Source organism: Lederbergia sp. NSJ-179 (assembly GCF_022867885.1).
Taxonomy (GTDB): domain Bacteria; phylum Bacillota; class Bacilli; order Bacillales; family Bacillaceae_C; genus Lederbergia.
The window spans coordinates 58,887-71,537 of record NZ_JALIFP010000010.1 but is presented as its reverse complement, the minus strand read 5'-3'; the positions used below and the strand labels follow the sequence as shown (position 1 = coordinate 71,537).

Below are 12,651 nucleotides of genomic sequence, written 5' to 3'. Positions count from 1 at the left end.
TATTGACTGCTCTGTATATTTAAAATTTGAAAATAACTCTCAAAAAAACAGATGAGAGAGACTTGATCTCTTCTCATCTGTTTTTTGAATGTTAACAGATCCTTTTCAATAATCTTGACAAGATTATTCATTCCATTACTTTTCCAAGGAGTGCAGTTGTTCCTCTCTAATTTCCTTCGCTGCTTCCACCATGATTTCTAAAGCAGCAATCGTTTCTTCTTCTTTTCTCGTTTTCAATCCGCAATCAGGATTGATCCAAAATTGTTTCACTGGAATGGTAGCCAGGGCGCGCTGAATATTATGCTTAATCTCCTCTTTCGTAGGAACCCTTGGGCTATGAATATCGTATACCCCTAAACCAATTTCCTTCTCATACGTATTTTCTTCAAATGTGGAGATTAATTCCCCGTGGCTTCTCGATGTTTCAATTGAAATTACATCGGCATCTAAACGATTGATCGCATCGTAAATATCGCCAAAACTTGAATAGCACATATGCGTATGAATTTGCGTACTATTCTTCACTGTGGCCGTTGCCAGTCTAAAAGCATAGACGGCATGATCTAAGTAAGTATTCCAATCCGCTTTCTTTAATGGGAGTCCTTCTCGTAGTGCTGGTTCATCCACTTGGATGATCTTGATATTATTTTTTTCGAGCTCTTCGATTTCACTCCGCAACGCTATTGCAATCTGATTTAGCACATCGAACTCAGGAATATCATCGCGTACAAAGGACCAATTTAAAATCGTCACTGGTCCTGTAAGCATTCCTTTCACATGCTTATCTGTTAATGACTGCGCATAGACGCTTTCTTTAACAGTCATCGGATTTTGGAAGGAAACATCTCCGAAAATTAAAGGTGGTTTAACACAGCGTGAGCCATAGGACTGAACCCATCCATATTTCGTCACTTGGAAACCATTTAATTTTTCTCCAAAATATTCCACCATATCGGTACGTTCAAACTCACCATGTACCAAAACATCTAAACCAATATCTTCTTGAATCTTAATCCATTTTTTCATTTCCTTTTGAATAAATTGCTCATATTCTTGGGTAGGTACATCTCCCCTTCTCCATTTCAATCTTTGCTTCCGAACTTCGGCTGTTTGCGGTAAACTGCCGATCGTTGTGGTTGGTAATAGAGGAAGCTGCAATTCTGTTCGTTGTTCTTCTATCCTTTGTTGGAATGGAGCTGGACGTTCTGCTTGCCACTCATGACGATCTACCGTTTGTCTTGATTTTCCGCGATAATGGGACTGATTTAATGCTTGTAAAGCAGTCTTACTCTCATGGATCTCTTCCAATACCTTTTCTTTCCCGTTTTGTAACCCATCCGCTAATACCGCAATTTCTGTCAGTTTTTCATCTGCAAAAGATAAACCACCTTTAATAATTGGATCTAATGTCTGTTCCAAATGCTTCGTAATTGGAACATGTAACAAGGAACAAGAAGGCTGGACGATGATTCGCTCTTTATCAATAATTTGTTGGATTGCTTCCAATAAGCCCCATGTTTCTTCCAAATCCTGCCGCCAAACATTGCGCCCATCAATCACACCGGCGAATAGTTGTTTATCTTGAGGAAAACCGAATTGTTGTAGTAATTCCAACGTTTTGCCATGGACAAAATCAAGGCCTAAAGCAGCAACTGGCAGTTTCACGACTTCTTCATAATGGGTAACCGATTCAAAATACGTTTGTAAGATAAGTTTGATGTTTGGAACAGCCTTTGCAATCGACTCGTAAGCTTGTTTGATATAGGCGAAATCTGTTTCGGACAAATCCGTTACTAAAATGGGCTCATCGATTTGTACCCAAGTAACTCCCTCTGTTTCCAATTCTTTTAAAACCTGGATATACAATGGAAGGAAGGTTTCTAATAGAGCTTGAAAATCGGCTTCCTTATAGCCTTTCCCTAGTTTTAAAAATGAAATAGGGCCAAGTATAACAGGTTTCCCCTCAATCCCTAACTCCTCTTTTGCCTCTTTATAAAAGTGGAGCAGTCGATTTTCCGTTAAAATCGGCTTGGCATCATCAAATTCAGGAACAATATAATGATAATTGGTATTAAACCATTTTGTCATTTCAGAGGCATACGCCTCCTTCGTTCCTCGGGCGATAGCAAAGTACGTATCTAAAGAGGAGGATCCTAAACTGTTATTTTGAAAGCGTTGTGGGATAATTCCGAACATAAGGGAAGTATCGAGCACATGATCATACAAGGAGAAATCACCAACAGGAATTAGATCAATTCCTTTTTCCTTTTGCTTTCTTAATCCATTCAAACGGATTTCCTTTGTGGTTTCTAATAATTCTTGCTTAGATATCGTTCCATTCCAATATTTTTCCAATGTTTTTTTCCATTCCCGTTGTTCCCCAATTCTTGGATAGCCAATAGTAGATGATGTTATGTGTGTCATATGATATTCCTCCCTGTTTTCTTTTCATGTAAAATTTGTTTTCTATGGATGTTTTCTATTTTTTGTTGAATATAAGTAGCTAATTCAACGGATAATTCATACTGGATAAAAGGTGTAATTAAGTAGAATCCTTTAAAATAGTCCAAAGCTGTATCAATTAATTCTTTTGCAATGGCAAGGCCTTCCTGCTTGGCTTGTTGTGGATTCCCTTCTGTCTTCGCCATTCTACTTCTAATTTCATCTGGGAGCTTGATCCCTGGAACTTCATTATGCAGGAATTCTGCATTCCTAGCGGATACGAGCGGCATGATGCCGATATAAATTGGAGCGTTCAAATGCTTTGTTGCCTCTCCAACCTCGATGATTTTTTCCCGAGAAAAAATGGGTTGGGTCAAAAAATAATCCGCCCCATAACTTACTTTTTTCTCCATCCGTTCCACTGATTTTCCAAGATTACGAACATTCGGATTAAAGGCGGCTGCCACATGGAAATTCGTTTTCTGCCTAAGCGATTTTCCAGAAAAAGAGATTCCTTCATTCGATTGCTTAATCAGTTTTATTAATTCAAATGAAGTAGCATCATATACCGATGTGGCCCCGGGAAAATCGCCAATCTTTGTTGGATCGCCTGTAATGGCCAAAATATCGCGGATACCTAATGTGTGCAGTCCCATTAAATGGGATTGCAAACCAATTAAATTGCGATCCCGACAAGTAATATGGACTAATGAATTCAAGCCAATTTCCCTTTTTACGAGCGATGCCATTGTTGTGTTACATATACGCGGTGTAGCTAATGAGTTATCCGCTAGGGTCAGCGCATCAATACCAGCATCCTTTAATGCTTGAGCCCCTTTAAAAAATGGCTTCGTATCAAGATGTTTAGGTGTATCTAATTCGACGATAATCGAATGTTTTGTCTGTACTTTCTCATATAATGATTGTTCTTGCTTTTGATTTTTCTCCTTTACTACAATCCGTTTTTGTGTAGGGACCTGCTTTTCCCGCAACGGCTGCAATCCTTTTTTTCCATTGGCTAAAGCCTTTATATGATCTGGCGTTGTTCCGCAACAGCCGCCGATTAGCCGAACCCCTTGATCACGAAAACGGCGGACAAAATCTGTAAAATAAGCAGGTTCTGTTTTGTAAGTAAATTTGCCATCTTCAAATTCTGGTAAACTGGCATTTGGATAGGCTGCTAAATAAGCTGTCTTAGATAATGGAACAGACTCTAAGGCATGAACCATATGATAGGGACCAAGTCGGCAATTGATGCCCACGACATCTGCTCCTAAATCATCAAGCTGTTTTAATGCATCTGCAAGAGCTATTCCATTCTGCAACACTCCAGGCTCATGCATTGTCACATTTGCCACGATCGGTAAATCTGATTCATCCCGGGCTATCTTTAAAACGGTTGTCAGTTCCTCTAAATCATAATAGGTTTCTAGAATCAGCCCGTCGACTCCTTCAAGGAGCAAAGCGTATAGCTGTTCTCGAAAACTTCGCGTTATTTCCTCCGTTACCTCAAAATGGGGACCTGTCCCATGGATTCCCCCGATCGTTCCAAGTATATAAGTTTCATCCGTGACTGCTTGTTTGGCCAGACGGACAGCAGCGCGGTTTATCTTGGTAACTTCATCCTCTAAGCCATATCTTGATAGCTTCAAATAATTAGCCCCATACGTATTTGTCTGAATCAGGTCTGCACCAGCTTCAATATAAGCTTGGTGTATCCGGAGCACTTCATCGGGATGTGTGAGATTCAATTGATCAAAACAACGATCAATGCCATACGAATATAATAGAGTACCTGCTGCACCATCTCCAATTAAAATATCCTCTTTGAGACGTTCTAGTAATCCCAATTGACTACCCTCCCCGGCTTGTATTCGAAAATTTTTGGAATGGTCGCTTTTATTGTTTAAACAAAAAGAGCCCACTCCGATAAGAAGAAGGCCCTTTTCTATAAAAAGGATTCTTCTTATCTTCCAAGTTGTCTCCAACTTGCTGGATTTAGCACCTTTCCATGAAACGGTGGTTGCTGAGGTGTCATCGGGCCATTCCCTCGACCTCTCTTGATAAGAATGAAATCATTTATTCAAGTTTTCTTTGCTTTACTCCCCATTGAAATGGGCTAGAAGAATAAGCATAGTAACAGTATATGATTAATTATGTTAAATAACAAGAGATAATTGGAAATTTTTTTAAAAAATTTCCAATTACGACCTATTCATCATGAAAATCAAGACCTGAATGAACCTCTTTCACATATCCTGTACGGATGACAAAATCTCCAAATCGTTCCTTTTCTAGCCGTTCTTTCGCATAATGATGGATAATTGGCTTTAATTCACTTAATATTTCCGCCTCACCGATATTTTCACGATAGAGTTTGTTTAAACGGTCCCCAGTAAAACCGCCTCCTAAATAGACGTTATATTTTCCGGGGGCTTTCCCGATAAAACCGATCTCTGCCAGGGCAGGTCTTGAACATCCATTGGGACAACCAGACATACGGATGACGATCTCTTCTTCACGAAGACCCGCCTCGTCTAAAATCACATCAATTTTATCAAGTAAGGCCGGTAAATAGCGTTCAGATTCAGCCATCGCAAGACCACAGGTCGGAAAAGCGACACAGGCCATCGAATTTCTACGTAATGCTGTATGATGTTTTCCATCTGTTAATCCGTATTGTTGGATCAGCGCTTCAATTTGAGGTTTTATCGTTTCAGATATGTTGCCGATAATTAAGTTTTGATTGGGGGTCAGCCTAAAATCTCCTGTATGGATTTTCGCTATTTCTCTTAAACCCGTCATAAGCGGATACTGTTCCCAATCTTTAATTCGTCCATTTTGGATAAAAAGAGTAAAATGCCATTGATTACTCAAGCCTTTTACCCAACCATACCGATCGCGATTATGATCAAATTGAAAGAAACGGGCTGGTTGCAGCTCCCATCCAAGCCGTGTATGCAATTCATCGATGAGCCAGGGAATCCCTCTTTTATCAATCGTATATTTAAAGCGAGCATTTTTTCGGACAGAACGATTTCCAAAATCGCGCTGAATGGTAACGATTTTTTCAGCAACATCGATGATTTGTTCGGGCTGACAGAAGCCAATTATTCTCCCGATTTGCGGGTATGTTTTTTTATCCCCATGGGTGGAACCCATCCCCCCACCGACACTAACATTAAAGCCCTGAAGTTTGTGATTCTCTACGATCGCGATAAAGCCTAAATCTTGTGAATACACATCCACATCATTGGAAGGAGGGACGGCAAGACCAATTTTAAATTTTCTCGGTAAATACGTAGGACCATAAATCGGCTCAACGTCTTCCTCCTTTATAGAACTGTCGACAACTTTCTCATCGTCAAGCCATATTTCATGGTAAGCACGTGTTTGCGGTGAAAGATATTGACTCAATTTTTGTGCCCATTCATATACCTCCAGATGAATTTCTGAGGCATACGGATTCGGACTGCACATCACATTTCGATTAACATCACCACAAGCAGCTAATGTCTCCATTAAAGCCTGATTGATTTCTTTAATCGTCTTTTTCATATTCCATTTTAAAACGCCATGCATTTGAAAAGATTGTCTTGTTGTTAGTTTTAGGCTCCCATTCGCATATAGATTCGCTATTTCGTCCATTACAAGCCATTGATCAGCTGATACAACGCCACCAGCCGCTCTTACTCGCACCATGAATTGATAGGCAGGCTCTAATTTTTGCTTTTGCCGCTCGTTCCGCACATCCCTGTCATCCTGTAAATAACTGCCATGAAATTTCATTAAACGGTTATCATCATCAGGAATTCCTGCCGTAATAGGATCCTCTAGTGTTTCAGCAATTGTGCCCCGTAAATAATTACTCTCGATTTTAATTCGCTCCACATCACTTGGTGGTCCATCTTGGGTAGATAAAGGATAATCTTTGGCCAAGTTATCTCCGCTCCTTTCACGTTTCTAATAAACATCCCGCTGGTACCTCTTCTCTTGCAACAATTGAGTAAGATACTCTTCCGCCTCTTTAGACGTCATTCCTCCTTCTTCTTCCAAAATCGTAAGGAGTGTAGCATGAACATCATGAGCCATATGTTTCTCATCTCCGCAAATATATAAATAAGCTCCTTCTTTTAGCCATTTATATAATTCTTGCTTTTTTTCCAGCATCCGATGTTGGACATAGACTTTTTCTTCTGTATCTCGGGAAAAGGCGATATCCATTTGGGTAAGAGTACCGATTTTCAACCATCTTTGCCAGTCAATTTGATAAAGAAAATCGGTCACATAATGCTGGTCACCAAAGAACAACCAACTTTTCCCTGTTGCTTCCGTTACTTCTCTTTCCTCAAGAAATGCTCGAAATGGCGCTACCCCTGTACCTGGTCCGATCATAATAATCGGTGCATCCGGATCTTCCGGCAGTTTAAAGTTGGGGTTTTCGTGAACATAAACAGGTAGGTAATCACCAGGTCTGATCCGCTCCGCACATTGAACAGAACAAACCCCATGGCGCAAACGGCTATGTGCTTCATATCGAACTTTACTAATAGTTAAGTGAACTTCCTCTGGATTCGCTTGATAACTACTTGCAATCGAATATAATCTGGCAGGCATCTTTCGTAAATGTTGAACGAAAGGTTCTGGTTGGATATCCCAAGGTGAAAAATCACGGATCATATCTAAAAGATCACGAGCTTCCATATAAGCCTTCAGTTCCTCTTTATGTTCTGGCTTGAGAAGTTCAGCCAGTCGTTCATGGGGATGGATTTGAGCCATCTTTTCTAATAATGGTTTTGTCAGTACCGTTATTTCAAAATGATGTCGCAAGGCCTCTTGTAAAGGACGCTTCTCCCCTTGTTTATTGATTGAAACTAATTCCTCAGGATGCCAACCCAATTCAGCCATTATGAAATCAACTAATTCCGGATCATTTTCCGGATAAATACCCAAGCTATCCCCGGGTTTGAATTCAAATCCAGAATCCTCAATCAATAATTCCAGATGACGTGTCTCCTTATTGGATCCTCGCCCATTCAGATTTATATTTTCTAACACCTCTGCTTTGAACGGGTTTTTTCGTGAATAGCTTGATTCTTCTACGCTTAGATGAGCAGATTGGGCAGGTGATATCTGTGATGAACCAGAATTCTCTAATAGGAGTTCATTCAACTGGTTTGTGACAGAATCGAACCATTCGGCTGCCGGTTCATCAAAATCTAAATCACAATCCACACGGGGACATATTCTTTTTCCGCCTAATTCTTCTAACCGTTGATCCATTTTTTTACCTGTTTCGCAGAAAAATTCATATGAACTATCCCCTAGTGAAAGAACTGAGAAATACAAATCATTCAATTTTGGTGCTCTTCGCCCATTTAAGAAATCATAAAAAGGGATCGCATTGTCAGGAGGATCCCCTTCCCCATGGGTACTGACAATCAGAAATAAAAAGGAAAGCTTTTTTAACTGATTGGTTTTAAATTCATTCATGGAAGATAACGTGACTTGGTATCCTCCATGCCCTAGTCTCTGGGACAACTCTTCTGCCAATCTTTGGCCATTCCCTGTCTGGGAACCGTAAAGAATGGTCACTTCTTTTGTCTTTTGCTTATTTTCGGCTGCTACTGACGGTTGTAATTGGCTGATGCCGTTTTTAGATGCAGTCAAAGTGGTATTTCCATAAGAAGCGGTTAAATAACCACTTAACCATAATTGTTGTCCTTCTGTTAAGGTTGGTAGAACCTGGTTCAACACCTCAATTTGTTCTTGACTAAAAGGACTATTGATTGCTTGAAGTTGCAAAAATTATCCACCTCACACGGCTAAAATCTTTATTCGCTATTTTAGGCGAATTTTTTCGTTTTTTTCAATTTGTACCACATGTTGATCTTGAACAATTAATGTAATCGATCCATATTTCATCGTACTAAGATGCCCCTTTACGGTTTCAATCGCTTGTTCCAAATTTTTCTTCTGATTGCTCATTGGAATGAACCACCCTTTCTAAAAAATCTTTTTGTTTCTCCACTGATTCTCGATAGTCTTTTTCTGTTAATTCTTTTAATAATCTTTTTCTTTCGACTATATCTGACACATGTTTTTTTATGTGCTTGCGAGCAAGTGAAAGAAAGTGAAGATACTCTTCAAATGAGTCATGATAGAATTCACTAATCTCATTCCGGATCGTTTGTGCAAGAATAGGACTAGCCCCATTGGTCGAAACAGCGATTGTGAGCTTCCCTCTTGATAGTTTTGCGGGAACATGGAAATTCCCTAGTTCCGATTGATCCACAACATTTAGTAGTTGCCAACTAGAAGCAGCCTGACAGACCCTTTCATTCACCTTCTTTTGATTGGTTGCCGCAATCACCATCATCGCATCCTCTATATCTACTGGCTCAAATTTTTTCTTCCGCCATTGGAATTTCTGACACCGATAGTATGGGTCAAGTTTGGGATGTAAATGAGGACTGACCACTGTCACAATCGCACCAGCCTGTAGTAACTCAATGATTTTCCTGTGGGCAACAGACCCACCACCAATCACAACTACTTTTTTTCCTGTTAGATTCAACATGATCGGATAAGCCTCCATGCTAGATCACCCATTGTTTCTCTTTATTTGGAAGTAATTCACGGATACGCTCTAAGAGAGCTGTTTGTACATTTGGATGATGTCCTAAAGTCTCACAGAGACAAATCTTATCCCCATAATCTTTTATTTTTCTTCTTATTCCGTCGATCAATAATCCATTAAATAATAAATAGGGAAGAATAATAATCTGTTTCTTTTCAGTTATTAAAGCAGCTACGGTTTCATCAAAATGGGGAGTAGCTCCATATAGAAAGCACACATGAACGGCTGGTAAACGATATGTCTCTTGAAAGCGAGAGGCAATTTCATTTAAATCACGCTTTACTTCTGGATCACTGCTTCCTCTCCCTACGATGAGGATTTCTGCATTCTTGCGAATCTCCCATTTTTGTGCCATTAATTGATCATATAGACTCTCCATTAATTTGGGTTGAATCCCCAAGGGAGACCCGTACGCAAAGTCAATTTGTGGATATTTTTCTTTTGCTTTTTTAAGTTGATAAGGAATATCCTTTTTCGCATGAACGGCTGTTAAAAGGAGAAGAGGAACAACAGCAATGTGGGTTGCCCCTTGTTGTATACAGTTTTCAATCCCTTCTGCGATACTTGGTTTCACTAGTTCCAAGAAGCATATTTCTTGAATATTTACGTTCATTTGCCGCTGGCATTGTTGAATAAAATCAGTGGCTTCTTTCACACCTGCTTTTAATCGACTACCATGGCTAATATAGAGGATTGCTTGCAATGAAATTCTTCCTCCCCTCTTTACCCAATCACCGACATTTGTTGAGGAGGTTGTTGAGTTTGCTCAAACCATTGAATGCTTTCACGTAACCGAACAACCTCACCAATCACAATCATACTTGGATTTTTAATATTTTCTTCGCTCGCTATGTCTGCAATCGTAGCGAGTGTTCCTGTAATGGTTCTTTGCAGATTGGTTGTGCCCCAATAGATCATGGCAACAGGAGTATGAGGGGAACGCCCAGCCTTTATGAGTTGCTGACAAATATAAGCTAATTGACCAACCCCCATATAAATTGCAAGTGTATCAACACCTTGAGCTAAATGTTGCCACCGAATATCATCATCTTTCCCTGCCTTCATATGACCCGTAACGATGGCAAAACTAGAGCTAAAATCACGATGGGTCACCGGAATGCCAGCATAAGCAGGTGCTGCAAACCCGGAGGTAATGCCTGGAACAATTTCAAATGGAATTCCCTGTTCGGCTAGAATCTGCGCTTCTTCTGCTCCTCTACCAAAAACGAAAGGGTCTCCTCCTTTTAAACGAGTGACAATTTTTCCTCTTTTTGCAAATTTGACTAATTGTTGATGAATGATTTCTTGTTTATTCTTATGAAAACCTGGAAGCTTTCCTGAGAAAATAAGTTCAGCCCCTTTTTTAGCATGCAAAAGAAGTTCCTTATTGATTAAGCGATCATACAAAATAACATCTGCTTTTTGGATACAAGTGAGGCCCTTTACTGTGATTAAGTCCACATCTCCTGGGCCTGCCCCAACTATGAAAACCTTCCCCATTAGGCTTACCTCCCTTTGAACGGATTTCTCCTTTTTTCACACAACCTTTTCTCGAAGCCCGGAAATTAAAATATCAACTACTTCAGGACGACTAAATGTTGGTGGGAGTGATTCTCCATTTCTTAGCTTTTCCCTTACCTTTGTTCCTGAAAGTATTTCATGGTCACTAGCATCATGTGGACATGTTTTAGCTGTAGCCATGCTGCCACATTTTTTGCAATAAAAGCTATGTTCAAAAAAGAGTAAGGTGATGCCAAGTTCTTCTTGTGTAAAATGGCTAAATATTTTTTGAGCGTCATAGGTGCCATAATAATTACCGACACCTGCATGATCACGCCCGACAATAAAATGGGTGCAACCAAAGTTTTTCCTTACCATGGCATGAAACACAGCTTCTCTAGGACCGGCATATCTCATTGCTGCAGGAAAAACTCCTAAAAATACATGATCTTTTGAATAATAGTTTTCTAGTAATATTTGATAACTCTTTAAGCGTACATCTGCTGGGATATCATCCTGCTTCGTTTGACCAACAAGTGGTTGTAAAAAGAGACCATCAACAATTTCTAGGGCTGTCTTTTGAATATATTCATGGGCGCGATGAACCGGGTTTCTAGTTTGAAAACCGACAACAGTCTCCCAGCCAAACTCACGAAATATCTTGCGTGTTTCGGCTGGATCATAGAAGTAGTCGGGAAATGGATCCCTTTCCATTCGTTTTATTAGTGTGATGTCTCCTCCAATGTAGACAACATCTCTTTCAAATAATTTTTTTACACCAGGATGCTCACGATCGGTTGTTCGATAAACAAGTTCAGCTTCTTTTTCTTTATCTGGAAGATAGATATCGCTTACCTCGATCACACCGTAGACCGTTTGGTTTTTCTCTAGTTTCACGAACTGACCAATTTGAAAGGTTTGGGCATTTTCTTCTGTTGTTAGTAAAGTAATCGGGATGGACCATGGTTCCCCTGTCGATAACCTCATGTCAGTAAGAACGGAATGGTAATCCTGCTCACTAAGAAAACCTTTTAATGGACTATATGCTCCTACCCCAATTAGTTCCAAATCGCTGAATGCGATATCATCTAATTCTATTGATTGCGCAATATCGGCATAATCGTAATCTGGATTCCAACGATTAATCAGTTTACCTCCATGTGGTTGACTGAGACTCATGCAAAAATTCTCCTTTCAATGAATCGATTATATTAATTTTGATGTAATCCACATTCTGTCTTTTCCTGGTTGGCCCAACGACCTGATCTCGATCCTGTTTCCATATCTCCTTGTAATGTACATGGCCAGCAGCCGATACTTGGATACCCTTGATCGTGGAGCGGGTTGTATGGCAATTGATGTGCTTTCACATAATTCCAAATATCCTTCCATGACCAATGAATAAGGGGACAAATTTTAATGGATTGAAAGGTTTCATCCTTATTAATAAAATTGGTATTTTTTCTTGAGGGTGATTGTTCCCTCCTAAGTCCGGATATCCAAGCGGTTGCATTTGATAATGTTTCCCGAAGGGGGAGAACTTTTCTCATATAGCAACAACGATCAGGCTGTCTCTCCCATAGTTTTTCTCCATATTGTTTTGCTTGCTCCTCCACAGATATGGTAGGCTTTTTCATTTCGATTTGCAGCTTTGGATATTTTCGTTTTATATTTTCGATTAATTCATAGGTTTCTTGGAAATGAAGCCCTGTATCTAGAAATACTATCCTAGCTGTAGGTCTGATAGCCGAAATTAAATCAATCAGTACAATCCCCTCAATCCCAAAACTACAGGAATAGATAAGCTGATCCCCATATTCTTCGTATGCCCATTTCAATACATTTATGGCTCCTTTATATTGGGGATCTACAATAAATTCATCCTTTGGCTTCTCCCATGAATCATACGTTAAAATGGTCAATTTATTTCACCTCCATTACAGGCATTTTTTTATAAAGAAAGACTGCCTCTGTTTTAGAGTCAGCAAAATAAATCGCAAGCCAGCAAAACCACACTATTTTTTCCTATAGGTTAAGTGTGAATTAAAAACATACTTTCCCCCATTTTC

At 39.7% G+C, this 12,651-nt stretch carries 10 protein-coding genes and 1 riboswitch; all 10 genes read right to left on the bottom strand.

Translation table 11 applies throughout. The features are described 5' to 3' along the window. Positions 1 to 135: 135 nt before the first annotated feature. Positions 136 to 2,424 carry a 5-methyltetrahydropteroyltriglutamate--homocysteine S-methyltransferase gene (gene metE / locus MUB24_RS09890; RefSeq protein ID WP_244703569.1) on the bottom strand — a complete coding sequence of 763 codons (2,289 nt, stop codon included), beginning with the start codon at positions 2,422 to 2,424 and terminating at the stop codon, positions 136 to 138. After that, a complete protein-coding gene (locus tag MUB24_RS09885) occupies positions 2,421 to 4,292 on the bottom strand; it encodes a bifunctional homocysteine S-methyltransferase/methylenetetrahydrofolate reductase (RefSeq protein WP_244703567.1) in 1,872 nt (623 codons plus the stop codon). Before MUB24_RS09885 ends, metE begins: the two co-directional genes overlap by 4 nt. Positions 4,293 to 4,405: 113 nt before the next feature. Next, positions 4,406 to 4,512: riboswitch (SAM riboswitch) on the bottom strand. A gap of 141 nt (positions 4,513 to 4,653) precedes the next feature. Next, a complete protein-coding gene (gene cysI, locus MUB24_RS09880; protein WP_244703565.1) occupies positions 4,654 to 6,381 on the bottom strand; it encodes an assimilatory sulfite reductase (NADPH) hemoprotein subunit in 1,728 nt (575 codons plus the stop codon). A 24-nt stretch (positions 6,382 to 6,405) separates the two neighbouring features. Next, entirely contained in the window at positions 6,406 to 8,247 is a 1,842-nt protein-coding gene (locus MUB24_RS09875; protein WP_244703562.1) for an assimilatory sulfite reductase (NADPH) flavoprotein subunit, read from the bottom strand. A gap of 36 nt (positions 8,248 to 8,283) precedes the next feature. Continuing rightward, a complete protein-coding gene (locus MUB24_RS09870) occupies positions 8,284 to 8,430 on the bottom strand; it encodes a YezD family protein (protein WP_244703560.1) in 147 nt (48 codons plus the stop codon). Further along, positions 8,393 to 9,022 (bottom strand): NAD(P)-binding protein, encoded by a 630-nt coding sequence (locus MUB24_RS09865; protein ID WP_244703558.1) that lies wholly within the window; start codon positions 9,020 to 9,022, stop codon positions 8,393 to 8,395. The genes MUB24_RS09870 and MUB24_RS09865 overlap by 38 nt, the downstream gene beginning before the upstream one ends. Before the next feature lie 19 nt (positions 9,023 to 9,041). Then, a complete protein-coding gene (locus MUB24_RS09860) occupies positions 9,042 to 9,785 on the bottom strand; it encodes a sirohydrochlorin chelatase (RefSeq protein ID WP_244703554.1) in 744 nt (247 codons plus the stop codon). Between the two features lie 20 nt (positions 9,786 to 9,805). Beyond that, positions 9,806 to 10,582, bottom strand: coding sequence for a uroporphyrinogen-III C-methyltransferase (gene cobA / locus MUB24_RS09855; protein WP_244703550.1), 777 nt, complete (start codon positions 10,580 to 10,582; stop codon positions 9,806 to 9,808). 36 nt (positions 10,583 to 10,618) lie between these two features. Continuing rightward, positions 10,619 to 11,761 (bottom strand): sulfate adenylyltransferase, encoded by a 1,143-nt coding sequence (sat, locus tag MUB24_RS09850; RefSeq protein WP_244703548.1) that lies wholly within the window; start codon positions 11,759 to 11,761, stop codon positions 10,619 to 10,621. A 32-nt stretch (positions 11,762 to 11,793) separates the two neighbouring features. Then, positions 11,794 to 12,498, bottom strand: coding sequence for a phosphoadenylyl-sulfate reductase (locus MUB24_RS09845; RefSeq protein ID WP_244703710.1), 705 nt, complete (start codon positions 12,496 to 12,498; stop codon positions 11,794 to 11,796). Positions 12,499 to 12,651 lie beyond the last annotated feature (153 nt).